Below are 26,104 nucleotides of genomic sequence, written 5' to 3'. Positions count from 1 at the left end.
GCGGAGGCAGCAGCGGCGCCACACGCTGCCAGAAGGCGTCGGGAACGAGTTCGCGGACCATGCACTCAAGCTGGGGATGCCCTTCGTCGGTGGCCACCCCAGCCCTGACTTTTGTTAGGTCCTCTTAACCCAAAGTATGGTGTTCCTTTGATAGGTTCAAATCCGAGTCGCCCCCAATGCTGCTGAAGCTTTTTACGCGCGGCAAGCTGTTGGATCTTCGAAAAGCTGGAGAGCGAGGGGTCGGTCCTTCTGTTGATGTCGAACTGAAGCGGGAAGGGTTTGCAGATAACAAGTCCGCAGCCTCTTTCAAGGGTTTCAATGAAGCGAGATGCAACTGCAAGCCCAAGGTTGTGTCATGTGTAGAGGCTTTGTTTGGATTGTCCCATGGTCCAGTCAAGGCTGCGCCAGAGAACTCAAGGGATACATGGCGGTAGAGCACGAGAATCGAACTCGCCAGAGACGTCTCTCAACGCCTCTCACTGGGTTTGAAGCCCAGGCCGGCCACCAGGTCCGGAGGCCCTACCGTGGCCGATTAGTGCCGGGCCTTCCCAGCTCCGTCAACGCTCACCGTGCCGCTGGCTTCAACCCCGGCAGCCCATGCACCAGCGTCTCCGTCAGCGTCTCTCGCAGTTCCTCCGCGGACGTCTGGAACGCCGCGCACGTCAGCTTCAAGCTCACGATGCCGTGCAGCCCCGCCCACAGGGCCTCAGCCAGTCGCCCCGGGTCCGCCTCGGCCGCCAGTCTCCCCCCTGACTTCAGGTCCTCGAACACGCGGGCCAACAGGCCGAAAGCACGAGGCCCCGCTCCATCCGAGTCGCCTTGGAAGAGCTCGGTCGACAGCCTGGGGTCTTCCATGAAGATGAGTCGGTACGTTTCCGGGTGCTCCAACCCGAACCGTACATAGGCCGCGCCCATCACCGACAGTCGCTCCAGTGGCTCCGCCACCGCCGAGCCCGGCTCCAGCGCCCCCAACAGCTCCCCGAAGCCCCGCACGCACAGCTCCCGGGCAATCGCCTCCCGGTTCTCGAAGTGCAGGTACAGCGTCGCGGGCGCGTACTCGACCGCCTCCGCCAGCTTGCGCATCGACAGCGCGCTGAACCCCTCCTTCACCACCATGTCCCGAGCCACCCGGAGGATCTGCTCCCGCAGCTCCGCCCGCTGCCGCTCCTTGCGCTCCGAAATCCCCATCCTTCAACCCTAGGGCTTGACGCTTCGAACGGCCACCAGTAAATGAACAGCGTTCACGGAACGGTGTTCATAAAAATCTCGATGTTCGAAACGGAGCGCATCATGGATGGCAAGGTGGCGTTGTTCGGAGCCTCGGGAGTCATCGGGCAGAGCGTGGCCAACGCGCTGAAGGCGCAGGGGAGGGCCTACCGGGTGGTGGGCCGCTCGAAGGCCTCCCTGCAGGCCGAGTTCGGCTCGGACCCGCTCGCGGAAATCGTGACGTGGAACCCCGAGGACCCGGCGTCGGTCCGCGCGGCCGCCCACGGTGTCGACACCCTCGTCTACATGGTCGGCGTCAACTACTGGCAGTTCCACCTGCACCCGGTGCTGATGCGCAAGACGCTCGACGGAGCCATCGCCGAGGGCGTCAAGCAGGTGGTCCTCATCGGCACCGTCTACCCCTACGGCCTGCCGCGCACGACGCCCGTGAAGGACGACCACCCGAGCGAGCCCAACAGCTTCAAGGGCCGCATGCGCAAGGAGCAGGAGGACCTCCTCCTGGCCGAACACGCCGCCGGCACGATTCGCGGCACCATCCTTCGCCTCCCCGACTTCTACGGCCCCGGCGTCGAGCTCAGCTTCCTGTACCGCGCCTTCGTCGCCGCTGTGGACGGCAAGCCCGCGCAGCTCATCGGCCCCATCGACTCGCCGCACGAGTTCATCTACGTGCCCGACGTGGGCCCCGTGGTGACGAAGCTGATGGACGAGCCTCGCGCCTATGGCCGCTCCTGGAACCTCGCCGGCGCGGGCGTGACGAGCCAGCGCAAGCTCGTCGAGGAAACCTACCGACAGGTCGGCCGCCCCACGAAGGTCATGACGATGGGGAAGGGGATGATTCGCCTCGTCGGCCTCTTCGACCCGTTCATGCGCGAGCTGGTGGAGATGCACTACCTGCACACCCAGCCCGTGCTGATGGACGACTCGGAGCTGCGCCACCTGCTCGGCGACGTGCCCAAGACGCCCTACGCCGAGGGCATCCGCCAGACGCTCGCCGCCCTGAAGCAACGGCGCGCGGCCGCCGCCGTCAGTCCAGCCCCCGCAGCCACAGGTCGTCCTCGTCCAACCCCATGAGGTGACCGACCTCGTGCATCACCGTGATTCCAATCTGCTCGATGAGCTCCGCGCGCGTCTTCGCGAAGCGCTCCAGGTTCTTCTGGTACAGCACGATGGACGCCGGGAAGTGGTCATACGCGTTCGTCACGCTGCGCTCGCCCACGGGCGTTCCCCGGAAGACGCCGAGGATGCTCGGAGACAGGGGAGGGGACTGCCCCAGGAGGTCCTCCTCCGACGGCAGGTCCTCCACCGCGATGGTGACGTTGTCCAGGTACTGCTTGGCATGCTGGGGCAGGGCCTTCACCGCATCCTCCACCGCGCGGTCGAACTCCGCCTCGGCCAGCTCCACGGGGGGAGGGAACTCCTCGGACGCCAGTGACTGCGCCTTGGCGAAGCGCTTCCTGGCCTCCTTCTCGTCCCCCCGCCGCTCCGCCATCAGCCCCAGGTAGTGGTGCGCCCACGCCTCGTCGGACGCGTCCTTCAGCACCGCCTCGAAGCCCGCGCGCGCGTCGTCGAAGCGGCACAACTCGAACAGGGCGATGCCCCGCTCCAGCCGCGCGTCCACCGAGCGCGGCACGTGCCCCAGCGCCGCGTCCAGGCTCAGCAGGGCCTGCTCGGACTCACCCATCTGGTTGAGCCCCATGCCCTCCAGGAGGAGGAACTCGTAGAGCATTTCCACGTCGTCCTCGCGCTGGGCCAGGCGCTTGCCCCGTGCGCACAGGCCCAGGCCTTCCTCCACCGCTTCCCGGTCCTCGCCGGCCCGGCAGACCAGGCAGTCCGCGGCTCCCAGGAGGATTTCCAGGTCCTCGGGGGCGACCTTGAGGGCCTGGCCATAGGCGCGGCCCGCCTCCTCCAGCCGTCCCAGCTCCGCGAGCGCCGCGGCCCGGTAGTGCAGGGCCTCCGGCAGCTCCGGCGCGTCCGAAAGCAGACCTTCCACCTGTGCCAGCGCCGCCTCGATGTCACCCGACTCGAAGGCGTCCGACACCGCCTCCAGCCGCGCCGTCGGGTCCCCCGACCCCGATCGCTTCCCGGTCCGCTTCTCCATGGCCCGGCTCATAAGAAGCCCCGCTGTGCGTTGTCAACGACGGGGGCGGCTGTTACGTTCCGCCGCCCGTGCTGGTGCGGCGTTCCGTCCCGTGAACATCCTTGTCGTCGACGATGATCTCGAGCTGTGCACCTTGCTCTCTCGCTTCCTGGAGATGCATGGGTACACGGTGTACTCGGCGTCGGATGCGCTCCAGGCGCTCGACATCCTCGAGCGCAACCAGGTGGGCATGGTCATCACCGACTTCATCATGCCCCACATGGACGGCATCACCTTCACCGAGCAGCTGAAGGCCGACCCGCGCTTCCAGGCCATCCCCGTGCTCCTGATGACGGCCAGCACGGACGGGAACATCACCGAGCGCGGCCTGCGCAAGGGCGTGGCCCTCACGCTGAACAAGCCCCTGGACATGGGCCAGCTGCTCACCTTGATGCGCTTCGCCGAGTAGCCCCCGAAAAGGCTCCTCCCCGGCACGCGTCGGGCCGTCCGCTCGCCCACACGTCCGCCCTTCCTGGTTGACATCGTTGGGCTGACCCTTATGTTGGCGCTCGCCAGGGTCGAGTGCTAACGACCTGCGTAGTATCCACGAAAATTCCAAGTAACATCAGGAGGTTGCGATGGCAGCGAAGGAGATTTTCTTCCACCAGTCCGCGCGTGAGGCCATCCTGCGAGGCGTCCGGACGTTGTCGGACGCGGTCGCGGTGACGTTGGGTCCCAAGGGCCGCAACGTGGTCATCGAGAAGAGCTTTGGTTCGCCCACGATCACCAAGGACGGCGTCACCGTCGCCAAGGAGATTGAACTCGAGAACCGGTTCGAGAACATGGGCGCGCAGATGGTGAAGGAGGTCGCGTCCAAGACCTCCGACAAGGCGGGCGACGGCACCACGACGGCGACGGTGCTGGCCCGGTCCATCTACGAGGAGGGCCTGAAGCTGGTGGCCGCGGGCCACAGCCCGATGGACCTCAAGCGCGGCATCGACAAGGCGGTGGAGGTGGTGGTGGCGGAGCTGAAGAAGCTCTCCAAGCCGACCTCCGACAAGAAGGAGATTGCCCAGGTTGGAACCATCTCCGCGAACGGGGATGAGACCATCGGCACCATCATCGCGGACGCGATGGAGAAGGTGGGCAAGGAGGGCGTCATCACCGTCGAGGAGGCCAAGGGCCTGGAGACGACGCTCGAAGTGGTCGAGGGCATGCAGTTCGACCGCGGCTACATCTCTCCGTACTTCGTAACGAACCGGGACCGGATGGAGGTCGTCGCCGAGGACCCGTACATCCTCATCAGCGAGAAGAAGATCTCCTCGATGCAGGACATGGTTCCCATCCTGGAGCAGGTCGCGCGCTCCGGTAAGCCCCTGCTGCTCATCGCCGATGACATCGAGGGCGAGGCGCTGGCCACGCTCGTGGTGAACAAGATCCGCGGCGTGCTGAACGTCTCCGCGGTGAAGGCGCCGGGCTTCGGCGACCGTCGCAAGGAGATGCTCAAGGACATCGCCACGCTGACCGGCGGCATGGTGGTCAGCGAGGAGCTGGGTCACAAGTACGAGAACCTGACCCTGAACGACCTGGGCCGCGCCAAGCGCATCACGGTGGACAAGGACAACACCACCATCGTCGATGGCAACGGCAAGAAGGAGGAGATCGAGGGTCGCATCAAGCTCATCCGCGGCCAGATCGACACCGTCACCAGCGATTACGACCGCGAGAAGCTCCAGGAGCGTCTGGCGAAGCTGGTGGGCGGCGTGGCCGTCATCAACGTCGGCGCGGCCACCGAGACGGAGATGAAGGAGAAGAAGGCCCGCGTGGAGGACGCGCTGCACGCGACTCGCGCGGCCGTCGAGGAGGGCATCGTCCCGGGCGGCGGTGTTGCCTACCTGCGCACGCTGCCGGCGCTCGAGCAGCTCAAGCCGGGCGGCGAGCAGAACTTCGGCGTGGACATCATCCGTCGCGCGCTCCAGGAGCCGCTGCGGAAGATCGCCAGCAACGCGGGCGTCGAGGGCGCCGTGGTCATCAACAAGGTTCGCGAGGGCAAGGGCGCGTTCGGCTACAACGCGCGCACGGACACCTACGAGGACCTGGAGAAGGCCGGCGTCATCGACCCGACCAAGGTGGAGCGCACCGCGCTGCAGAACGCGGCCTCCGTCGCTTCGCTGCTCCTGACCACCGAGGCCATGGTCGCCGAGCGCCAGAAGGGCAAGTCCAAGGGCGGCAGCGGCGGTGGTAGCGGCGGCGGCATGCCGGACTACGGCGGCGACGACATGGAGTACTGAGCCACGCTCCGCGTCCCGGGCCCCACGGCTCGGGATGTGGCGGGTGAGCTGGCCTCGGCCCCGGATGCCTCTTTCGAGGCGCCGGGGCCGTTGTCTTTCGTAGGGAATGGAACTTCAGGGAACGCGGCCGACGGCGCCCCCGGTGCCGCTCTCCTGGGATGTGAAGAGCAGGGTGTCGCCGTCCGCGATGAGTCCACCCGGGCCGGTTCCCTCGGGGCCGACCGCGTCGGAGGTGCCGGGAGGACAGCCCCGGGTCCGGCGCAGGAAGGCGGAGGAGCGGGGCACGGCGTCCTTGAAGTAGACGGCGCCATTCAGCTCCACCGGGAACAGCGGACCTTGCAGGCCCTCCGCGAGCACGCGGGCCTCGCCGCCAGCTCGGGGCCGCTTGAGCAGCCGGCCGGTGCCTCCGCTGCCCTCGGTGATGAGGAAGTGCGTAGGCGTGAGCTCCAGCGAGGTGCCCGTGGTGATACTCGCATCCACGCGCTGGGCCGGCGTGTCCAGGTCCAGGGGGACGCGGTAGAGGCCCGGCTCGGTGCCTCCCGTGACGAGGAACCACACGTCGGTGCCGTCGATGCGCGCGCCACGGACCTGGGTGTCGACGGTGCCCTCGAAGAGCACCAGGGACGAAGGCGTGGCACCGGTCGTGTCGACGCGGACGAGGCGGCGGCGCCCCGTCGCCACGACGAGGACGTCCTTTCCGGACAGTCGTCCGATGCGGATATCGGTGCCCCCCGTGATGACGCTGTTCAGCGAGGACTCGATGGGCACCGTACCGCGCTCACCCGTGGCCTTGTCCACGCGCCAGAGTCCAATCTGGTCGAGCACGTAGATGTTCTTCTCGTCCACGGCGATGGCATCCGGCGCGAAGAAGCCTTTGGCAACCGAGGTTGCTCCTCCTCCTGCTCTTGGCAGTCGAAGGATTTGTCCCTCTCCTTCCGGGGCTTCAGGCCGCAGCGAGTGCGACTCGGAGATGTAGATGTCCGTCGCGTCCACGGCGAGTCGGCGGGGGTTGTTCAGCCCGGGCACGAGCAGGGACTCCCGCACCGACGGAGGGGGCTCGCAGCTTCCCGCGTCCTCCTCACCGGGCCCCGCGTCGGCGCCCGTGCCGCCGTCATCCCCCGAGCCGCCGTCGCCAGGGTCCACGCCTCCGTCTGGCTGCGTCCCCGCGTCCGAGCCCGAGTCCTCCGGGCCGCTCGCGTCCGGTTCGCCCTGCACCGGGGGCTTGTTTGAGGAACACGCCACACCCAGCAGCAGGACGGACAGGAGCGCAAGCCTCATGGGACGCCTTTCTTGAATGCGCGGCTCAGCTCACGGCTCAGCGCCGTGGTGTCGGACAGCAGCTTGGGCAGACAGGCCGAGGCCCCCGCGCGAAGCGACTCCAGCGCGGTCTCCATGGTGAGGTGCTCGGCCAGCACCACGAAGGGCGCTCCCTGGGCCATGGCCTTGCCCAGCTCCAGCGCCTTGCGCCCATAGGCCGGCGCGAAGTCCCAGGACACCACCACGCCCGCGGGCGGCTCCAGCGCGATGAGCTCCGAGGTGGGCAGCACGCGGGCTTCCAGGCCAATCAACTCCAGCGCCTCGGCGATTTGCGCGGCGGTGGCGGGGTTGTCCTCCAGCACGTCCACGCGCTTCACCTGGGCCGCGGCGCCGGGCTGTGTGGGCGGCGCCGCCAGCGTGGAGCGCAAGAGCGTGCGCACCTCGCGAATGTCGTCGAAGGGCTTGAGCAGGTAGTCCACCACGCCCAGCTCCAGCGCCTGCTGTGTCGTCACCAGCGACGGATAGCCCGTCATCAGGATGACCCGAGACGTGGCGGACAGCCGCCGCGCCTGCTGCGCCAGCTCCAGCCCGGACAGGCCCGGCAGGTTCTTGTCCGTGACGATGAGGTCCACGGGCGCCTCGCGCAGCAGGTCCAACGCCTCCTCGCCGCTCGCCGCCTCGATGACCTCGCACTCCTTGCCCATCAAGTCGCGGAACACCATGCGGATGATGGTCTCGTCATCCACCACCAGCAGGCGCTTGCGCGGCCCGGGTGCCGTCTCCGAGGCGGGGAATTGCACGCGGAACACCGTGGCCGGCGCCGGCACGTCCCGCAGCGCACCCTGCGGCGCGAGGTCGATGCGCGCGTGGTGCTCCTCGGCGATTCGTCGACACACGGCGAGCCCCAGGCCCGTACCGCGTTTGCTCGCGGTGACGTACGGCTCGAAGATGCGCTCGCGCAGCTCGTCGGGGATGCCCGGGCCCCAGTCCGCCACGTACAGCACGGGCGCCGAGCCCTCGCGCGTGAGCACCACCTTCACCCGTCCACGTCCGGACATGGCGTCGCGCGCGTTGTTGAGCAGGTTCAGCGTGAGCTGCTCGATGAGGCGCGAGTTGCCCTGGACGGAGATGTCCTCCGGGGCCTCCACCTCCAGCGAGATTCGCGCCGAGTCGGGGTTGACGCTGAAGAGCTTCGCAGCGGCCCAGATGGGCGCCGCCAGGGACAGTCGCTGCTGCGGCGCATGTCGCTCGCTGGCGAGCCGGATGAAGTCGGAGACGATCTGCTCCATCCGCTCCACCTGGGACATCAAGAGGCGCAGGGGGCCGGAGGGGCCGCCGTCCTCGGCGAGCAGTTGTGCATAGGCCTTCACGCCGAGCAGGGGCTGGCGCAGCTCGTGGAGCACCTCCGCGGCGAGCTGGGTGGCGTGGAGGCCGGAGCGCTGGAGCGCCGCCGCGGCCGTGCGCGCGGCTGGCAGGTCCCCCGCGTCCAGGGCCTGGAGCAGTTGGGCGAGCGGCGCGGGAATCTCCATGTCGGGAAGCATGACGGAGGCGGCCCATCCCACGCAACGCGCCTGGAGGGAATCCGTTGACCGGCCCGCCGGGGACGCGGATGCTCCCCGCGTTCTTCCCGCGTCGCCCAGCCTGCTGGACGCCGTCGCCCGGCCTCGGAGGGCCTCTCATGCCGCAGACCGACCCGTTCCACTCCCTCGTGCCTCGGAAGATGACCGACGCCGAGCTGGCCCGCTCCATCCGGCTCAACATCGAGGCGGAGCTGGACGCCATCAACCTCTACGCCGCCCACATCGACGCCACCGACAACGAGGAGGCCAAGGCCGTCCTCCGGCACGTCATGGACGAGGAGCGTGAGCACGCCGCCCTCTTCTGGCAGCTCATCGCCCGGTTGGACCCCGAGCAGGCCCAGCACGCCCAGGAGGCGGTGGAGAAGTTCAAGCTCATCATTTCCGGTGCCCCGCATGAGTCGGTGGAGGCCGTGGGCAAGGAGGGCGCCAGCGCCGAGGCGCCGGAGCCCAGCATCGTCAAGCGGCTCACCGTCGGCAGCATGCGGCCTTGAGCTAGGTGCCGGTGCTTCCCTGGCGACGTTCGGCTGGGGGGGCTTCCAGGTCCTGCGCGGCCATGTAGACGACGTTCCGGGTGCCGCGCTTGCCGCGGTACATGGCCCGGTCCGACAAATCCAGCAGCGTGGCCTTGTCTCGCGTGTGCTCGGGGAAGCTCGCCACGCCGATGCAGGTGGTGAGCTTGAGCGACAGCCCCTCGCGCGCCAGGAACCGATGGGTCTCCATGGTGCGGCGGATGCGCTCGGCGACCTTGAGGGCCCCGCCCGAGTCGGTGTTGCGCAGCATCACCACGTACTCGTCGCCGCCATAGCGCGCCACGACGTCATGGTCTCTCACGCAGCCCTTCACCACGCGCGCCGTCTCCACGAGCAGCTTCGAGCCGACGAGGTGGCCGTGGTTGTCGTTGATGGACTTGAAGTGGTCCAGGTCCAGGAACAGCAGGCTGAAGGGGCGGTGCGTCTGGGGCGCGTCCTGGAACTCCCGGTCCAACATCAGGTGCAGGTAGCGCGTGTTGAACAGGCGCGTCAGGTCGTCGATGTACGCCAGGTCCTCGACGGCCGCGAAGCGACCCAGGTTGCGCAGCGCCAGCGCCCAGTTGCGCACCAGGTAGCTGGCGGCCTCGGAGGCGCTGCCCTCGCTGTCGCGGGCGTCCGCGTAGAAGAGCACCGCGTGCCCCAGCACCGCGTCGCCCTCGACGGCGGGGAAGGTGAGGACTCGCTGGAAGGGGACGTCCGGCACCTCGAGTTCGCGAGGGGAGCGCGCTTCCAGGAGCTGCTCGCGCAGCCAGGCGACCACCGTCTCCTCGGCGCCGGTGGGCAGCCCGCGCGTGCCCTGCGTGCGCAGGCCCACCGCGGCGTCGCGCTCCAGCAGGACGATGGCGTTGGCGGAGCCCATGGACTCGAGCGCGCCGGTGGTGGCGGTGGCCAGCTTCTCCCGGTCCAGCGTCGTGGCCAGGCGCTGCCCGGCCTCCAGCAGCGCGACATGTCGGCGCAGGGAGGCGTTCTCCCGCATCAGGTCGCGGGTGGTGAGCGCGCGGCGCACGGCGTGCTGCAGGGCTTCTGGTGCCACGGGCTTGACCAGGTACTCCGCGGCGCCGCTCTTGATGGCGCGCACGGCGGGGTCCACCTTGTCGAGTCCGGTGATGACGACGACCTCCACGCCCGGGTGTCGCTCCCGCACGTGCCGGAGGACCTCCATGCCGTCGCCACCGGGGAGGATGAGGTCCGTCACCACCGCGTCGAAGCGGTCCGCGGCGAGCGCCTGTCGGGCCTCGTGGAGCGTGGCCACCGCCGTGACGGTGTGCCCCACGGCCGTGAGGTAGTCGCCGTAGAGGGTGCGGGCGATCTTTTCGTCGTCGACGAGGAGGATGCGCGCCATCTCCCGCATGGCTTAGCACCATCCATCGGAACGCTGCTAGGGTCGCTCCCGTGTCGCCCTTCGAAAGCGGTCGCCGACTCTGCTTGCTCGTCGAAGCCGGGGAGACCCGTTATGCCGTGGAAGCCACATCCGTCATGGAAGTGGCGATGCCTGGCTCCCATGGAAGCAACCTGCGAGGCGTGCTCGAGGTGAAGGATCTGGCGGCGCTGCTCGGCGGCGCGCCGGAGCCGGACGTGGGCATGGTGGTGGTGCTCGACGTGAGTCCCACGCTCGCGGTGCGGGTCCGCTCGGTGGTGGAGGTCGCGGATGTCGCGCGCGCGCCGTTCTTCCTGTTGCCTTCGGGCCTCGCGGACTCGCTGGCGCCGCTGAGCCGGGGCGCGGTGCTCCACAAGGAGCGGCTGTACCTGGAGCTCATCGCGGAGGCGCTGCCGCACCGGGTGGGGCCTCGGGCCACGCCTGCTCCCCCGCGCCCCGTGCACTGGGCCGAGTCCGTGCCCGAGCGGGCGCTCGTCTTCGAGTCACAGGGGCGCCTGTTCGGCGTTCCCCTGGCCTTCGTGTCCCAGGTGGTGGAGCGGGGCGAGTCCTTCAGCGTCCTGCCCGTGCAGAGCGGACCGGTGGCCGGTATCTTTCCGCATGCCCAGGTCCTGTGGCCCATCTGTTCGGTTCCCGCTTTGCTGGGGGCTCCCCCCGCGCCAGAGCCATTCTTTCTCCTGGCGGAACTGGCGGGGCGTAACGTAGGGCTGACGGCCACGCGAGTGCTGGGTGTCTTGCAGCGCTTCGAGCCGGACGACACCGCGGGAAGCTTCCGCGTCCCTGGATTGCCGGAGCCAGTGCTGTTCCTTGACCTGCAGCGCATGTTTTCTTGATCGTCCCGGAGCGCAAACCGTAAGCTGCCGGGCTTGATACCGTGCCGTGAAGAAGGTTTTCTCGGCCGGATTTCTCAACGAATTCAGGGGGGTCGACGCCCCCGAGGCCCGATAACGATGCCCAAGAATCTGCTGGTCGCCGATGACTCGCTCACCATCCGCAAGGTGATCGGCATGATCTTCGCGACCGAGGACTTTCAGGTGACCGTGGTCGACAACGGGCTGGATGCCATCGCGCGCGCGCGCGAGACGCGCCCGGACGTCGTCCTCGCCGATGTGACGATGCCGGGCAAGAGCGGCTACGAGGTCTGCGAGGCGCTGAAGAACGACCCCACCACCCAGGGCATCCCGGTGATGCTGCTGGCGGGCACCTTCGAGGCCTTCGACGAGAACCGGGCCCGCGCCGCCCGCGCGGACGACCACGTCACCAAGCCCTTCGAGAGCCAGATTCTGCTCGACAAGGTGAAGGCGCTGGTCGGCCAGAAGTCCAACACGCTGCCGGCCTCCATCGCCACGCAGGTGATTCGTCCTTCCGCCACGCCCGCCGCTCCGGTGGCGCCGCAGCCCGCGCCCGTCGCGGCGCCCGTGGGTGCCCGTCCTGGCATGCCGCCCGGGCCGGGTGCGCGTCCTCCCGGGCCGGGCATGCCGCCGGGGCCTGGCATGGCGCCGCGCCCTCCGGGTCCTGGCATGCCGCCGGGGCCGGGCATGGCGCAGCGTCCTCCGGGTCCTGGCATGCCGCCGGGGCCGGGTGCGCGTCCTCCCGGGCCTGGAATGCCGCCGGGGCCGGGTGCGCGTCCTCCTGGGCCTGGAATGCCGCCGGGACCGGGTGCGCGTCCTCCTGGGCCGGGCATGCCGCCGGGCGCCGTCGCGCGTCCGGGTGTGCCGCCTCCGCCGGGTGCTCCCGCGCCGGGCATGCCTCCGCGTCCGGGCATGCCGCCGGGCCCTGGGGCTCCGGGCATGGTGGCCCGTCCTGGCGCTCCGGCTCCGGGGATGCCGGGGGGGCTGCCGCGTCCTCCGGGCGCCACGCCGCTTCCTCCCATCCAGGGGGGCGCGCCGCAGCCTGCGGCCCGCGCGAGGGATCCGTTCGGGCTGGGCGCTCCCGCCGCTCCGGCTCCCGTGGCCGCGCAGCCCGCCATCAGCATCGAGGACTCGCTGCCCGACACGAGCGGCGCGGAGGAGATCTCGCTCGACATGGGTGGGCCCGTGGCTCCGGCCGCTCCGGCGCAGCGGGGGCCTCCGGTCGCCCGTCCCGCGGCGGATGGGGGCGAGGCCCTGCTGCGCGAGGCGCTGTCCAAGGCTTCCCGTGAGGTCATCGAGAAGATTGCCTGGGAGGTCGTACCGCAGCTCGCGGAGACGATCATCCGCCAGGAGCTCGAGCGGCTGATCAAGGACCGAGAGACGCAGCACTGAGGCGAGTTTCTCGCCGCAAACCTCCTGACTTCCCCGCCGGCCCCCTCAGGGGGGCTGGCCGTCTTCAATGACCGATACGACCGAACTGTCCAAGGCCTACGAGCCCACCGAGGTCGAGGCTCGCCTCTATGCCTTCTGGCTCGAGCGCGACTACTTCCGCGCCGCGGCGACGTCCGACAAGCCCGCCTTCTCCATCGTCCTGCCCCCGCCCAACGTCACGGGCAGCCTGCACATCGGTCACGCGCTGACCGCGACCATCCAGGACATCCTCACGCGCTGGAAGCGGATGAGCGGCTTCAACGCGCTCTGGCTCCCAGGCACGGACCACGCCGGCATCGCCACGCAGATGGTGGTGGAGAAGGAGCTGAAGAAGACCGAGGGCAAGAGCCGTCACGACATCGGTCGCGAGGCGTTCCTCAAGCGCGTCTGGGAGTGGAAGGGCAAGTACGGCGCCCGCATCGGCGAACAGCACCGCTTCCTGGGGGCGTCGCTGGACTGGAGCCGCGAGCGCTTCACCATGGACGAGCCGTCGTCCGCCGCGGTCCGCGAGGTCTTCGTCCGGCTGTACGAAGAGGGCCTGATGTACCGGGCCCAGAAGCTCATCAACTGGTGTCCCTCGTGTCGCACGGCGCTGAGCGACCTGGAGGTCGAGCACGAGGAGAAGAACGGCTCCATCTGGCACATCCGCTATCCCATCAAGGGCAGCGACCGCACGCTCACCGTGGCGACGACGCGCCCGGAGACGATGCTGGGCGACACGGCGGTGGCCATCCACCCCGAGGACGAGCGCTACGTGGGGCTGGCCGGCCAGCTCGTCGTCCTGCCGCTGACGGGGCGCGAGATTCCCATCGTCGCGGACGCGGAGCTGGTGGACCCGAAGTTCGGCACCGGCGTGGTGAAGGTGACGCCCGCGCACGACTTCAACGACTACCAGACGGGCCTGCGTCACAAGCTGCCGATGGTGTCCATCCTGGACGAAGCGGCGCGGATGACGAAGGACACCGGCAAGTACGCCGGCATGGACCGCTTCGAGGCGCGCAAGGCGGTGCTCGCGGACCTGCTGGAGCAGGGGCTGCTCGAGAAGGAAGAGCCGCACAAGCTGTCCATCGGCGCCTGTCAGCGTTGCACCACCGTGGTGGAGCCGCGCCTGTCGCCGCAGTGGTTCATCAAGATCGAGCCGCTGGCGCGTCCCGCGATTGAGGCGGTGGAGCAGGGCCGCACGAAGTTCGTCCCCGAGGCGTGGACGAACACGTACTTCCACTGGATGCGCAACATCCACGACTGGTGCGTCAGCCGCCAGCTGTGGTGGGGCCACCAGATTCCCGCGTACTACTGCACGTCGTGCAGCCCCCGGCAGGGTGACGACACGGACCTGCCGCTGGACGCCCCGACGGTGAAGGTGGGCGGCGTGGACTTCGCTCGCGCGGAGCCCATCGTCGCGCGCACGATGCCGGAGTCCTGCCCCAAGTGTGGCGGCAAGAGCTTCATCCAGGACTCGGACGTGCTGGACACCTGGTTCTCGTCCGCGCTCTGGCCGTTCTCCACGCTGGGCTGGCCTCGCGACACCGCGGAGCTGAAGACCTTCTACCCGACGTCCGTCATGGAGACGGGCCACGACATCATCTTCTTCTGGGTCGCCCGGATGATGATGATGGGCCTGCACTTCATGGGCGACGTGCCCTTCCGCACCGTCTACCTGCACGCGATGGTGCGCGACGAGAAGGGCGAGAAGATGTCGAAGGTCAAGGGGAACGTCATCGACCCCTTGGACGTCATCCTCGGCGCCAAGCCCGAGCAGCTCAACGCGACGCTGAAGAACAAGTTCCCGCAGGGCATGCCCGCGTTTGGCGCGGATGCGCTGCGCTTCACGCTCGCCTCGCTCACCCAGCAGGGCCGCGACATCAAGCTGTCGATGGACCGGCTCGCCGGCTACAAGGCGTTCTGCAACAAGCTGTGGAACGCCAGCCGCTTCGCCCTGATGAACATGGGTGGGTACCAGTACGACGGCCGCTCGCCGAAGGAGCTGCCGCTCACGCTGGCGGACCGGTGGATTCTCTCGCGGCTGCAGCGCGCGACGACGGAGGCCAGCGCGTCGCTGGAGGTCTACGGCTTCGCGGAGGCTGCCTCCACGCTGTACCAGTTCCTCTGGGCGGAGCTCTGCGACTGGTACATCGAGCTGGCCAAGGGCTCGCTCTATGGCGAGGACCCGGCGGCGAAGGACACCACGCGCGCGGTGCTCGTCTACGCGTTGGATCGCGTGCTGCGGCTGATCCACCCGTTCATGCCCTTCATCACCGAGGAGATCTGGCAGAAGCTGCCGATGACCCGGCCGACGGAGAGCATCATGATTGCCCCGTACCCGACGCCGGACACGGCGCTGGTGGACGAGGCGGCCGAGTCGGAGATGGCGCCGGTCATCGCGGCCATCGAGGGACTGCGCACCATCCGAGGCGAGAGCAACCTGTCTCCGGCCACCAAGGTGAAGGCGGTGGTGCAGAGCGCGGACGCTCGCACGCGCGAGCTGCTGGAGCGCTGGCGCGGCTACCTGTTGCCCCTGGCGGGCCTGTCAGACGTGCAGGTGGGTCCTCCGGGCCCGAAGCCTCCCCAGGCGGCGGCCTTCATGGCGACGAATCTGGAGATCTACGTGCCGTTGGCGGGGCTCGTCGACCTGGACGCGGAGCGGGACCGGCTGCGCAAGGAGATGGCCCGCTCGGAGCAGGAGGCGGCCAGCATCCTGCGCAAGTTGGAGAATCCCAACTTCGTGGCCAAGGCGCCGCCCGACGTGGTGGAGAAGGACCGCGCTCGCGTGCAGGAGTTGAAGGAGCGCAAGGCCAAGCTCGAAGATCACCTGCAGCGGATCGCCCCGGAGCCGTCCATGCCTGAGAATCTGCCGACCGAGAGCAGCAGCACGTCCACCCAGGAGAGTGCCTCCCCCTCCCAGCCAGCCCAGGTGAAGGTCGCCCCGTCGAAGGAAGACAAGGGCGGCGTGGACCTGGGCCAGGAACTGAAGGGTGAGATGGGGGACGAGGGCCGTGTGCCCGAGGAGGACCCCCAGGTGCAGGACGCGCTGGCGAAGCTGCGCGAGGGGACGAAGGAAGGCCTGTCTCCCACGGACCACCATGACCTGGGCGTCGCGTACATGAGCATGGGGCTCGTGGACGACGCGATGCGCGAGTTCGGCAAGGCGAAGGAGGGCGGCGACTCCCGCGAGGCTCCGTCCAAGGGCGCGGCGTCCACGCCCGCGCGCACGGGTGGCAAGAAGGCGAAGCCCCAGGCTGTTGCCGCCTCCGAGGCCAGCGAGGCTCCCGCGAAGCCGGCGGGAGTGAAGGCCCCGAAGGCTTCCAGCGAGAAGCTGACCGTGGCGACGCCCGCCCCGGCGAAGGCACCCGCGAAGAAGGCCGCGAGCACCCAGGCTCCCGCCAAGAAGGCTCCGGAGAAGAAGGCCCCGGCGAAGGCCGCGAGCACCGAGGCTTCGGTGAAGAAGCACTCCGCGAAGGCCGCGAGCACCAAGGCTCCCGCGAAGAAGGGGGCTGCCGCGAAGGCGGCGGGTGGTAAGGCCTCCTCGAAGAAGGCCGCTGCGGTGAAGAAGGCCGCGGGTGGCAAGGCTTCGGCGAAGAAGGGCGCGGTGAAGAAGGCCGCGGGTGGCAAGGCTTCGGCGAAGAAGGGCGCGGCGAAGAAGTCCGCGGGCAGGGCTTCCTCGAAGAAGAGCGCGGCGAAGAAGGCTCCCGTGAAGAAGGCGGCGGCCAAGAAGGCGGGCGGAAGAGCTCCCGCGAAGAAGTCCTCCGCGAAGAAGGCGGCGGCCAAGAAGGTCACCCGGGCGAAGCCCTCGGCACGGGCCAAGGCCCGGCGGTAGCAGGAGGAGACGTGCAGCAGGATTACCTCGATCGGCTCATCGACCTCGCCCTTGACGAAGACCTGGGGGCGGCGGGAGACGTCACCTCGCAGGCCCTCATTCCGCCTGACGCGGAGGGCAGTGCCGAGCTGGTCGCCAAAGAGCAGTTGGTGCTCGCGGGGCTGGAGGCCTTCACGCGCGTCTTCCACAAGGTCGACCCGGACGTCGAGGTGGAGCTGCTCCGCCAGGACAGCCAGGAGATCAAACCCAAGGTCGTGGCCGCTCGGTGTCACGGGCGGCTGCGCTCGCTGCTCGCCGCCGAGCGAACCGCGCTCAACCTCGTCCAGCGCGCCGCCGGCATCGCCACCCTGGCTCAGCAGGCGATGACGTCGGTGCGGGGCTCGAAGATGCAGGTGCTGGACACGCGCAAGACGCCCCCTGGCATGCGCGTGCTGGCCAAGGACGCCGTCCGCATGGGCGGCGCCACCAACCACCGCTTCGGTCTCTTCGATGGCGTGCTCATCAAGGACAACCACATCGCGGCCGTCGGTGGTTCCATCTCCGAGGCGCTCCGGCTCGCCAAGGTGAACGGTCCTCGCCTGTGCAAAATCGAGATTGAGGTCACCAACCTCAAGCAGCTCGCCGAGGCACTCGAGCACGGCGCCGATGTGGTGATGCTCGACAACATGGACGACGCGCAGATTCGCGAGGCCGTGAAGCTGGCGGCCGGGCGTGTACCGCTCGAGGTATCCGGTGGCGTCACCCTGGACCGGCTGCCGCGCCTGGCGAAGATGGGCGTGGACTTCGTTTCCATGGGGGCGCTGACACACTCGGCGCGGGCCATGGACCTGTCGTTGGAAATCACCGCCGCGAAGAAGACGCGCCGTCCGCGCGCCGCCCCTTCGCAGGGCTGAGCCCCGCTCACTCCGGGCCCTTGCTCCGCTGAGCGAGGGCCTGGGCCTTGAGCCCCTCCATGTCAGGCGTGAAGCGGCGCTCGGGCACCAGCCTGGGCCGGTGGACGCGGTCCATCCGGAACATGCGCGCCGCTGACTTCTCCACGTCGCGCGCCAGCACGTACCAGACCGGGGACTCGACGAGCAGCCCGTGTGGCTCCACACAGCGGCGGCTCTTCTTCCCGTGGCGGTCCTCGTAGTCGAAGGCGAGGCACACCTGCTCGCGGAACGCCTGCTCGAAGATGGCGAGCAGCTCCTCGGGAGGCTCTCCCAGGTCCGCGAGAACGCGGGCTGTCGCGGGGCGGCCCACCACCACGCGTTGGCAGAGCTCGCGCATGCTCCGGGAGCGCTCCCTCGGCACGCTGGCGAAGAGCTTGTCGAGCCCCGAGCGCGCCGCGCTCCCCCACGGCAACGCGCTCCCCGTCGACGATAGGCTCGCGGCCAGCCATAGCGCGACGACCTCCTCGACGCCGAGGTGGACGGCGGTGACACCCCTGTCTCGCTCCAAGCGAACGCCGCCTCCCGGCCCGGTGTCACTGGCGATGGGCAGGCCCTGCTCCCGCAGGGTGGCGAGGTCCCTGTGGATGGTGCGCGGACTCACCCCCAGTGCGGCGGAAATCTCCGCGACGGTGGTGGCCTCCCGGCCCCGGAGAAAGTCGACCAGACGCATGACTCGGCTGACGCGTGCCATTTGCTGACAGATTCTGACAGGGATGGGCCGTACTCAAGGATTCATGGCGCGGTTGGACGCGCCCCTGAATCGAGGAGGTCGTCATGAAGGGCCCGGCTGGGACGCTGTACGTGGATGACGGTGGTGTGGGTGGGCTTCCGGTGGTGTTCGTCCACTCCAGCGCTGGGAGCACGAAGCACTGGGCGGCCCAGCTCTCGCATCTGCGCGAGACGCGTCGGGCGCTGGCGCTGGACCTGCGAGGCCATGGCCAGTCCGAGGTCCCCACCGAGGGAGCGATTTCCGTCGAGAACTTCGCGGCGGACGTGGCGGCGGTGGTGGATGGCTTGAAGCTGGAGCGGTTCGTGCTCGTGGGGCACAGCCTGGGCGGAGCGGTCTGCACGGCCTACGCCGCGGCGCATCCGTCGCGCGTGGCGGGGTTGCTGCTGCTCGACCCTGCTTCCGATGGACGACTGATTCCAGAAGAGCAGGCGCAGGGGCTGATGGCGGTGCTGGGCACCGAGGCGTGGCTTCAAGTCGTCGAGGAGTACTGGGCGCCGATGCTCGCCCCCTCGCGGCCCGAGGTCCGGGAGCAGGTGCTCGGAGGACTGCGTGCCACCGCTCAGATGGCGGTCCGGTCGGGACTGGGTTCGCTCCTGACGTTCGACCCGGTCTCCGCGCTGCGTCGCTATCCGGGGCCCAAGCTGTCCGTCGTGACGGCGCACAACGAGGGTCCCGATGCGTACCAGATTCGGGTGCCCGAGCTGCCGTTCAAGAAGGTGGAGCCCGTCACCGGGCACTGGGTGCAGCTCGATGCACCGGCCTGGGTGAACAGAGTGCTCGACGGGTTTCTCGCATCGGTGCGCTGAGTTGCTCGTCCCGTCGGCGGGGACCTCACGCGGGAGGTCCCATGCCTCGAATCCCGCTCACTTCCCCGTGAGAATCTCCGCGCGAGGCTTGCCCTCCGTGGACGCGGGCATCCCCATCTCGAGCAGCGCCGCGAGCGTGGGCGCCACGTCCACCGGGTCGATCTCCGTCATGTACATCCCTGGCTTGATGCCCTTGCCCGCGAACACCACGGGCACCTGGGAGTCGTATGAATACGGCGAGCCGTGCGTGCTTCCCTCCGGGTCGAAGTAGACGACCTGGAAGGGCCGCAGCAGATACACCACGTCGCCGCTGCGCTCCGGGTAGTAGCCCTTGCGCAGGGGCGCCAGGTAGCCCGCGGGGTCCGGCGCGGAGAAGAGCTCTTCACGCGTCACCGCCGCGACGACATGGGGCTGCTTCAGCAACCAGTCCGCCACCGCGCGCCGCACCTGCGCGCCATCCACCTTGCCCGACGTCAGCGCGGGGCCGCCGAGGTACACGTCCAGTTCCTCCATCATCACCGTGACATCCGGGCCGAAGCGCTCCTTCACCATCGCGGAGATGCCCTCGCTGATAGTCTTGGGGTTCATCCGCTGCGCGGGAAGTCCCGCGGCTGCCCACTGCTCGGGCGCCGTCGCTCCACCATGGTCCGCCACCAGCGCGATGGTCAGGTTGGCGCGTCCACCGGCCGCACGCTCGGCCGCGGAGATGAGGTCCCCGAGCGCCTTGTCCAGCCGCAGCATCGTGTCCTGCATCTCCCACGAGTACGGGCCGTACTCATGGAACACGTTGTCCGTCCCGCTGAAGCTCACCGCGAGCAGGTCCGGCACCGCGTCCTTCCCCAGCGCCTCTCCGACGATGGCCGCCTTTGCCGCCTCCACGAGCAGCATGTGCGAGTCCGGCGAGACGCCGAACGCCTTGTAGAAGTTGAGCCCCGGCTCCTTCAGTCCGCCGGTGAGTGGATGGGGGAAGGTGCGGCCCAGGCCATAGGAGTCCGCCTCGTAGCTCCGGTCATCCTCGCCGATGTACTCGGCGCGCGGACGCATCAAGTCCCACGTCTTGCCGAAGGAAGACTCCGGAATCTTCCGCGCGTTGAGCTGCTTCACCCACTCGGGGAACTCCTTCGTGTACCAGGTGCCGGTCACGAACTTCCCCACGCCGTCGTCGAACCACCAGGCCTGTCCCAGCCGGCCCGCCAGGGCGATGGCCGAGCGCGACTTGAGCGACACCGCCACCGCCTTGCCTCGCTCCTGCGTGGCCATCCGCAGCCGGTCCGCGAGCGTCTCCGCCATGAGGTTCGCGGGACTGGCGTCCTGGCCCGGCTTGAGCGTCGCCTCCAGCACCGGATGCGCCGGGTCCACGAACGAATAGACGAGCTTCCCCGTGGAGCGGTCCACCCACCGGTTGTCCACGATGCCGTGACGCCAGGGGTTGGTGCCCGTGGCCAGCGTGGTGTGGCCCGGCGCGGTGCGGCACTTCGCGTAGGCATAACGCGCGTACGGGAAGTAGGCGCCACTGTCGAGCAGTTGACCCAACGCGCCCTGGAGCCGAGGCCGGTTGCGCAACAAGACGTCGCTGCCGAGCGCGTCCACGGTGATGAGCAGGGTGAGTCGGGGAGGACGCGCGGCGGCGGGCAGCGAACCCAGCAGGGCGGTCAGGACGAGGGCGCGAATCATACGTCCAAGAAGCTGCACTGCCCGACGGGGAAGATGCAACCGACAAGCGCTTCGGCGTCTTGGACGGCGGCAGTCAGCCCCTGCTACGGTCCGCGCCCTCATGGTCGAGGCCCGACTGCGCGTCATCTACGGTGACACCGATCAAATGGGTGTCGTCTATTACGCGAACTATTTCCGCTACTTCGAGTTCGCCCGGAGCGAGTACTTCCGCGCGCGCGGAGGCAGCTACCGGGAGATGGAGAGCTCCGGGTTGATGCTGCCGGTGGCGGAGGCGAGCTGCGCGTACAAGTCCCCCGCGCGCTACGACGACGTGCTCATCATCCGCGCGATGGTGAGCGAGTTGCGCCGGGCCTCGGTCGTGTTCACCTACGAGCTTTTCCGCGAGGGCGAGCCGCGCACGTTGCTGTGCACCGGTCGTACCCTGCACGCGTGCGTGGGGCGCGACGGCAAGCCCACGCGGTTGCCGGAGTCCGTGGCCCGGCTGCTGGAACATCCGAACGCAGGAACCTGAAGGAGCACAGACGATGGATCGCAACCTTGCAATGGAGGTCGTGCGCGTCACCGAGATGGCGGCCATCGCCTCCGCCCGACTGATGGGACGCGGCGACAAGAACGAGTCGGATCAGGCCGCCGTGGACGCCATGCGCCGCGCCTTCGACGCGCTGCAGATCGACGGCACCATCGTCATTGGCGAGGGCGAGCGCGACGAGGCGCCCATGCTCTACATCGGCGAGAAGGTGGGCCGACGCGGCGAGGGTGACCCCGCCGTGGACATCGCGTTGGATCCGCTGGAGGGCACCAACCTGTGCGCCTACGGCCGTCCGGGCTCCATCACCGTGGTGGCCATGGCCAGCAAGGGCGGGCTGCTCAACGCGCCGGACACGTACATGGAGAAGCTGGCCGTGGGCCCGCGCGCCCGGGGCGCCATCGACCTGCGCAAGAGCGCCACGGAGAACCTGCGCGCCGTCGCGGAGAAGATGAAGGTCTACGTGGAGGACCTCACCGTCGTCGTCCTGGACCGTGAGCGGCACCAGGACCTCATCAAGGAGATCCGCGCAGCGGGTGCTCGCATCCGGCTCATCGAGGACGGTGACGTGGCGGGCGCCATCGCCACGTGTTTCGAGGGCACGGGCGTGGACGTGCTGATGGGCACCGGTGGAGCGCCCGAGGGCGTCATCGCCGCGGCGGCCATCCGCGCCACCGGCGGCGACATGCAGGGCCGGCTGGTGCCCCGCAACCCGGGCGAAATCGAGCGCGCCAAGAAGATGGGCATCACCGACATGGCGAAAATCTATGCCGCCGAGGAGCTGGCCCGGGGCGAGGTGATGTTCGCCGCCACCGGCGTCACCAGCGGCGACTTCCTCAAGGGCGTGCGCTTCTTCGGCGGCGGCTGCGAGACGCACTCGGTGGTCATGCGCAGCAAGACGAGCACCGTGCGCTTCATCCAGTCCCTGCACAAGTTCGACAAGAAGCCGGGCTACGCTGCCTTCTAGGCCGTCCCCTCGACGCTTTCGGAGACCGACACCATGCCTGGCGCCTCGCGGACCATCGTCATCAACGCCCCCATCGAAAAGGTGTTCGACGTCATCACCCAGTATGAGCGCTACCCGGAGTTCCTGTCCGAGGTGAAGGAGACCCGCACCGCGAACCGGAAGGACAACACCGTCGACGTCCACTACAAGGTCGACGTGATGAAGACGGTCCGTTACTCCATCCGCGTGGTGGAGGAGCGCCCGCGCCGCATGTCCTGGACCTTCATCGAGGGCGAGGTCATGAAGGACAACAAGGGCAGCTGGGTGCTGGAGCCCGAAGGCGAGGGCAAGACGCGCGCGACCTACAACGTGGAGATGGCGCTGGGCCTGCTGGTGCCCAAGGCCGTCGTCAACGCCCTGGTCGACACGTCGCTGCCGAAGATGCTGGAGGCGTTCAAGCGCCGCGCCGAGGCGCCCTGAACGTGGCAGACAGGGGTCGCTCTAGACCCCATGTTCCTCGCTGACCCGCCCGCCTGGGAGTAGACAGGCGGGCAGGCCCTTCCGCCGGGTGCCCGCCGCCCCGAACGCCGGAGGTGTGCCGGGGAGTGGGTCCGCTTGCGGGCCGTCGCGAGGGCATTAGAATCAACACCATCCCGACCGGAAGTTTCGGGTCTCCATGACATCTACGCCACGGTTCCCCTGGCTCGGATGTCGGATGGCGGACGAGCAACCGTGCGAGATGGCGGCAGTGTACCCAGTGCGGAACCGGGGTTCTTAATTTGCATCTGAGAGTGGTGGCAGTGATTTCTGGGCGGGACGGCGGGCGTACATCGGGGTACGTAGGCTGAGGGGAGACGGAAACCCATGCTCGACGCCTTCATCATCGAAGAAATCAAGCGCAGGGAGCGCCGCCGGGAGGAGCACGACAGGCCCGTGGTGGAGCTGCCGCTGCCCATGCCCGACGACCGCCCGCGTCGTAGGACTGAAACCGACGAAGAGAAGCCCCAGCGGGGCGTGGTGGTCATCGACCTGCTGGCGTGAGTGACAGTCGCGGCCCCCAGGCCGCATTGGCGTGGCAACGAGCCCGCGGCGGGCGTCCCCCTGAGGACCGTCCCCCGCGGGCTTCGTGTATCCAGCGCCCCGCACGGGCGACGTCAGGCGGGGACCAGGCTCAGCAGATGCCGCGGGTGGTAGACGTCCCAGAGCGGGCCCTTCACCGTGCCGAGCGCCTCCAGCACCTGCTTGCGCCATTCGGCGGGCAGCGCCTCCTCGCCGTGGAAGGCGCCCACCAGCGCGCCCGTCACCGCGCCGTGGACCTCGGTGTCTCCGCCCCGGTGGATGACGTCGACGAGGGCGGCCTGGGCCGTGGGCGCATGGAGCAGCTCCCAGAAGGCCAGTCGGAAGGCGACGTGGATGGCGTGCTGGGCGCGGTGCACGTGCAGGTCCGGACCGTACAGCCGGGGGTCGTCGTCGCGGGCGCGCGCCAGGTCCTCGCGCAGCAGGCTGGAGGCGAAGGAGACCTCCTGGACGTAGTCGGGGGCGGAGCGCCCCAGCGCCGCGCCAGCCAGCAGGATTCCGGACTCCGCTGCGGTGAGGAGGTCCTCGGCCTTCAGGTCGGCGCCGGATGTCACGGCCTTGGCGATGGCGGCGGTGAAGGCGGCGCACGCCAGCTGGCAGCGCGGGTCGAAGTGGGTGAGCGCGGAGTCCTCCAGCGTGGCCTGGGTGCGGGCCTTCGGGTCGCTCGCCAGGTACACACCCAGCGGGGCGATGCGCGCGAGGCTGCCAGCGCCCACGGCCTTGCGGTGGCCGCGCAGCCAGACGCGCTTGCCCGAGCCCAGGGGCGGCAGGCCGGCCTGACAATCCTCCAGCACTTCCTTCATGGCCTCGCTGACGTCGAAGGCGTGAGGCTGCCAGGCCCGGTAGCGGCGCAGCGCGTCCGCGGCGTCATAGCGCTTGAAGTCGCGCAGGCTGTGCCCCAGGCAACAGGCCAGGTGGACCTCCTCCGTCACCTGACCCTTGCGCAGCTGATGAGGGCCTCCACCCATCAATCTGTCGTAGGGCCCATCCGCCATAGAGGGGAAGGGCGCGGCCTGCAGCGGACGGTGCGCGGTGGGCACGGCGAGGGCGTTGCCCACGGCGAGTCCGAGCAGGGCACCCCTGCGTCGCTGGGCGAGGAGGGGGTCGGGCCCCTGGGGGGCATTGCGGCGACGGGGCGGCGGCGGCATTCGGCGGGTGGACACTGTAACAGCGGCGCCGGTGAGCGTGCTTGCCCATGCTCGGGGGCTCCTCTACAACCGCGCGGCTATGCGGAAACCGCGCATCCTCGTGTCCAACGACGACGGCTATTTCTCCGAAGGACTTCAGGCACTGGTGGAGGCGGTGAGTCCCCTGGGAGAGGTCTGGGTGGTGGCGCCGGACCGCGAGCAGAGCGCCGCGTCCCACGCCATCTCCCTGCACCGGCCCCTGCGCATCAAGGAGGTCCGGGAGCGGTGGTTCGCCGTCGACGGGACACCCACAGACTGCGCTTATCTGGCCATCGTCCATCTCCTGAAGGATGATCGCCCCACGCTCATGGTGTCCGGCATCAACCACGGTTCGAATCTGGCCGAAGACGTCACCTACTCGGGGACGGTCGCGGCGGCGATGGAAGGGGCCCTGCTCGGGATTCCCGCCATCGCCTTCAGCCTCGTGGCGCGAGGCTCGTTCGACTTCGCTCCCGCGGCGCGGTTCGCCCGCTCGCTGGTGACGGCCGCGCTGTCGCGACCGCTGCCCAGGCGGATGCTGCTCAACGTGAACATCCCCGGCGGCGTGGAGCCGGAGGGCTACACCGTCACGCGTCTGGGCCGGCACTCGTACGGCTACAGCGTCGTGGAGAAGGAAGACCCTCGCGGCCGGAAGTACTACTGGATTGGCGGCAGCGACTATCAGCACGAGGACATTCCAGGCAGTGACTGCAACGCCGTGCACCTGTCCAAGCGGGTGTCGGTGACGCCGCTGCACCTGGACCTGACGGACCATGGTCAGCTCGAGGACCTGGGGGGCTGGAGCGTCCCGGACTTCGTCCGACACGAGCCGGATGGTGCCTAGCGTTGAGGCCGGGCACCCCCATCCGAGCGGGCAGGGCGCTCCTGGTTCTCCTCGTGTCCGCGCTCGTCGCGGGTTGTGTGGGCCCCCGAGCCGCCTCTCCCGGGACGGAGCTCACGCTGGTGGACTCGGACGCGCCAGCCCCGTCCGGTGAGACGCGTGGGGCGCCCGCCGCTGCTTCCCCGGAGCCCGCGCCGCCGCCGCGCAATGGGGCGTTGCCGTTCGCCTTGCGCGCCGCGCACCCGGAGCCGGAGCTGGTGTCCGTGCGGCACCGCGTCGCGCCGGGCGAGACGATGTACCGCATCGCCAAGACCTACGGCCTTACGGTGGACGAGCTGTCCTCCGCCAACGGCATCAAGGACGTTCGCGCGCTGGCGGTGGGGCAGGAGCTGACGATTCCGGGCGTGGAGCGCAGCGTGCCGGTGGAGTCGTCGGACACGCTCGCCGCGGAAGCGGACCCGGAGCCCGTGCGGACGTCCACCGGTGCGGCGCCCCGGCAGGTGGTGGCGCGTCGCGAGGAGCCACCACGTCGGCCCGCGTCGCGTCCTGGCGCCGGGCGGCCCCGGCTGGCCACCCAGGGGATGATTGACTGGCCCCTGAGGGGCGTCCTGTATGGGCGCTTCGGGAAGAAGGGGCGCGAGCCCCATGACGGCATCGATCTGGCCGCGCCCGCGGGCACACCGGTGAAGACGGCGCAGGAAGGCACGGTGCTCTACGCGGGCGAGCAGCGTGGCTACGGCAACATCGTCATCGTCGAGCACGCCAACCGGCTCATCACCCTCTACGCGCACAACCGCGACCTGCGCGTGCGCACCGGGCAGAAGGTGCGCCGGGAGCAGGTCATCGCCACCGTGGGCGAGTCCGGCAAGACGTCCGGCCCGCACCTGCACTTCGAGCTGCGCCTGGACGGAAAGCCGGTGGACCCGCTCGACTACCTGGGGCCGATGCCGTCCACCTGAGCCTCGGGACGGGG

The 26,104-nt window shown here is 69.1% G+C and carries 23 protein-coding genes and 1 tRNA gene; 15 read left to right on the top strand and 9 right to left on the bottom strand.

The features are described 5' to 3' along the window. Nucleotides 1-425: 425 nt before the first annotated feature. Together HUA76_RS27955 and HUA76_RS27950 are read right to left on the bottom strand one after the other, a co-directional pair. Nucleotides 426-524 (bottom strand) — tRNA-Sec (locus HUA76_RS27955). Nucleotides 525-564: 40 nt separating this feature from the next. Beyond that, nucleotides 565-1,188, bottom strand: a complete 624-nt coding sequence (locus HUA76_RS27950) for a TetR/AcrR family transcriptional regulator (protein WP_174462555.1) — start codon at nucleotides 1,186-1,188, stop codon at nucleotides 565-567. Between the two features lie 81 nt (nucleotides 1,189-1,269). On the opposite strand from HUA76_RS27950, the gene HUA76_RS27945 reads away from it, so the two are divergent. After that, nucleotides 1,270-2,298 (top strand): NAD-dependent epimerase/dehydratase family protein, encoded by a 1,029-nt coding sequence (locus HUA76_RS27945; protein ID WP_254614519.1) that lies wholly within the window; start codon nucleotides 1,270-1,272, stop codon nucleotides 2,296-2,298. Here HUA76_RS27945 and HUA76_RS27940 read toward each other — a convergent pair. Next, nucleotides 2,252-3,325: a metallopeptidase family protein gene (locus HUA76_RS27940; RefSeq protein WP_141645752.1), complete on the bottom strand. Its 1,074-nt coding sequence runs from the start codon at nucleotides 3,323-3,325 to the stop codon at nucleotides 2,252-2,254. The two genes, HUA76_RS27945 and HUA76_RS27940, sit on opposite strands and share 47 nt — an antisense overlap. 91 nt (nucleotides 3,326-3,416) lie before the next feature. On the opposite strand from HUA76_RS27940, the gene HUA76_RS27935 reads away from it, so the two are divergent. Then, the gene (locus HUA76_RS27935; protein WP_174455618.1) at nucleotides 3,417-3,773 is read left to right on the top strand and encodes a response regulator; all 357 of its coding nucleotides are present in this window, start codon (nucleotides 3,417-3,419) and stop codon (nucleotides 3,771-3,773) included. Nucleotides 3,774-3,942: 169 nt separating this feature from the next. Next, the gene (gene groL, locus HUA76_RS27930) at nucleotides 3,943-5,595 is read left to right on the top strand and encodes a chaperonin GroEL (protein ID WP_174462554.1); all 1,653 of its coding nucleotides are present in this window, start codon (nucleotides 3,943-3,945) and stop codon (nucleotides 5,593-5,595) included. 114 nt (nucleotides 5,596-5,709) lie between these two features. On the opposite strand, the gene sinM is transcribed toward groL, so the two are convergent. Beyond that, nucleotides 5,710-6,873 carry a signal integration modulator SinM gene (sinM, locus tag HUA76_RS27925; protein WP_174462553.1) on the bottom strand — a complete coding sequence of 388 codons (1,164 nt, stop codon included), beginning with the start codon at nucleotides 6,871-6,873 and terminating at the stop codon, nucleotides 5,710-5,712. Further along, entirely contained in the window at nucleotides 6,870-8,381 is a 1,512-nt protein-coding gene (gene sinK, locus HUA76_RS27920) for a hybrid histidine protein kinase/response regulator SinK (RefSeq protein WP_174455878.1), read from the bottom strand. The genes sinM and sinK overlap by 4 nt, the downstream gene beginning before the upstream one ends. 149 nt (nucleotides 8,382-8,530) lie before the next feature. On the opposite strand from sinK, the gene HUA76_RS27915 reads away from it, so the two are divergent. Continuing rightward, nucleotides 8,531-8,923, top strand: a complete 393-nt coding sequence (locus tag HUA76_RS27915; protein WP_141645756.1) for a demethoxyubiquinone hydroxylase family protein — start codon at nucleotides 8,531-8,533, stop codon at nucleotides 8,921-8,923. A gap of 1 nt (nucleotide 8,924) precedes the next feature. Here the strand turns inward: HUA76_RS27915 and HUA76_RS27910 are convergent, their stop codons facing one another. After that, nucleotides 8,925-10,304, bottom strand: coding sequence for a diguanylate cyclase (locus tag HUA76_RS27910; protein WP_141645769.1), 1,380 nt, complete (start codon nucleotides 10,302-10,304; stop codon nucleotides 8,925-8,927). A gap of 50 nt (nucleotides 10,305-10,354) precedes the next feature. On the opposite strand from HUA76_RS27910, the gene HUA76_RS27905 reads away from it, so the two are divergent. The 4 genes from HUA76_RS27905 (at nucleotide 10,355) to nadC (ending at nucleotide 17,326) form a co-directional block, all read left to right on the top strand. Further along, nucleotides 10,355-11,170, top strand: a complete 816-nt coding sequence (locus HUA76_RS27905) for a chemotaxis protein CheW (RefSeq protein ID WP_141645757.1) — start codon at nucleotides 10,355-10,357, stop codon at nucleotides 11,168-11,170. Nucleotides 11,171-11,287: 117 nt separating this feature from the next. Continuing rightward, nucleotides 11,288-12,580 (top strand): PleD family two-component system response regulator, encoded by a 1,293-nt coding sequence (locus HUA76_RS27900; protein WP_174462552.1) that lies wholly within the window; start codon nucleotides 11,288-11,290, stop codon nucleotides 12,578-12,580. 67 nt (nucleotides 12,581-12,647) lie between these two features. Then, complete coding sequence (locus tag HUA76_RS27895; protein WP_174462551.1) at nucleotides 12,648-16,433, top strand: valine--tRNA ligase; 3,786 nt, start codon at nucleotides 12,648-12,650, stop codon at nucleotides 16,431-16,433. 11 nt (nucleotides 16,434-16,444) lie between these two features. Further along, complete coding sequence (nadC, locus tag HUA76_RS27890; RefSeq protein ID WP_174462550.1) at nucleotides 16,445-17,326, top strand: carboxylating nicotinate-nucleotide diphosphorylase; 882 nt, start codon at nucleotides 16,445-16,447, stop codon at nucleotides 17,324-17,326. A gap of 7 nt (nucleotides 17,327-17,333) precedes the next feature. On the opposite strand, the gene HUA76_RS27885 is transcribed toward nadC, so the two are convergent. After that, entirely contained in the window at nucleotides 17,334-18,035 is a 702-nt protein-coding gene (locus HUA76_RS27885) for a YafY family protein (RefSeq protein WP_254614518.1), read from the bottom strand. A gap of 104 nt (nucleotides 18,036-18,139) precedes the next feature. Between HUA76_RS27885 and HUA76_RS27880 the strand changes: the two genes are divergently transcribed. Continuing rightward, the gene (locus HUA76_RS27880; RefSeq protein WP_174462548.1) at nucleotides 18,140-18,901 is read left to right on the top strand and encodes an alpha/beta fold hydrolase; all 762 of its coding nucleotides are present in this window, start codon (nucleotides 18,140-18,142) and stop codon (nucleotides 18,899-18,901) included. A gap of 57 nt (nucleotides 18,902-18,958) precedes the next feature. On the opposite strand, the gene HUA76_RS27875 is transcribed toward HUA76_RS27880, so the two are convergent. Continuing rightward, entirely contained in the window at nucleotides 18,959-20,575 is a 1,617-nt protein-coding gene (locus HUA76_RS27875) for an alkaline phosphatase family protein (RefSeq protein WP_174462547.1), read from the bottom strand. Between the two features lie 100 nt (nucleotides 20,576-20,675). Here HUA76_RS27875 and HUA76_RS27870 point away from each other — a divergent pair, with 100 nt between their 5' ends. From HUA76_RS27870 to HUA76_RS27855, 4 genes are all read left to right on the top strand, one after another. Further along, nucleotides 20,676-21,086, top strand: a complete 411-nt coding sequence (locus HUA76_RS27870; protein WP_141645763.1) for a thioesterase family protein — start codon at nucleotides 20,676-20,678, stop codon at nucleotides 21,084-21,086. Nucleotides 21,087-21,099: 13 nt separating this feature from the next. Then, the gene (gene glpX, locus HUA76_RS27865; RefSeq protein ID WP_141645764.1) at nucleotides 21,100-22,068 is read left to right on the top strand and encodes a class II fructose-bisphosphatase; all 969 of its coding nucleotides are present in this window, start codon (nucleotides 21,100-21,102) and stop codon (nucleotides 22,066-22,068) included. A 33-nt stretch (nucleotides 22,069-22,101) separates the two neighbouring features. Continuing rightward, nucleotides 22,102-22,527 (top strand): type II toxin-antitoxin system RatA family toxin, encoded by a 426-nt coding sequence (locus HUA76_RS27860; protein WP_141645765.1) that lies wholly within the window; start codon nucleotides 22,102-22,104, stop codon nucleotides 22,525-22,527. Nucleotides 22,528-22,911: 384 nt separating this feature from the next. Then, complete coding sequence (locus HUA76_RS27855) at nucleotides 22,912-23,088, top strand: hypothetical protein (RefSeq protein ID WP_174455609.1); 177 nt, start codon at nucleotides 22,912-22,914, stop codon at nucleotides 23,086-23,088. Nucleotides 23,089-23,201: 113 nt separating this feature from the next. On the opposite strand, the gene HUA76_RS27850 is transcribed toward HUA76_RS27855, so the two are convergent. Next, the gene (locus tag HUA76_RS27850; protein WP_174462546.1) at nucleotides 23,202-24,272 is read right to left on the bottom strand and encodes an ADP-ribosylglycohydrolase family protein; all 1,071 of its coding nucleotides are present in this window, start codon (nucleotides 24,270-24,272) and stop codon (nucleotides 23,202-23,204) included. 79 nt (nucleotides 24,273-24,351) lie between these two features. Here HUA76_RS27850 and surE point away from each other — a divergent pair, with 79 nt between their 5' ends. Continuing rightward, complete coding sequence (surE, locus tag HUA76_RS27845; protein ID WP_141648760.1) at nucleotides 24,352-25,134, top strand: 5'/3'-nucleotidase SurE; 783 nt, start codon at nucleotides 24,352-24,354, stop codon at nucleotides 25,132-25,134. A 2-nt stretch (nucleotides 25,135-25,136) separates the two neighbouring features. Then, a complete protein-coding gene (locus HUA76_RS27840) occupies nucleotides 25,137-26,090 on the top strand; it encodes a peptidoglycan DD-metalloendopeptidase family protein (protein WP_174455607.1) in 954 nt (317 codons plus the stop codon). The last annotated feature ends 14 nt before the right edge of the window (nucleotides 26,091-26,104 follow it).

Origin of the sequence: Myxococcus sp. CA056, assembly GCF_013336715.1 — a bacterium.
Taxonomy (GTDB): Bacteria; Myxococcota; Myxococcia; order Myxococcales; family Myxococcaceae; genus Myxococcus; species Myxococcus llanfairpwllgwyngyllgogerychwyrndrobwllllantysiliogogogochensis.
This window is presented reverse-complemented; position numbering and strand designations above follow the sequence as displayed.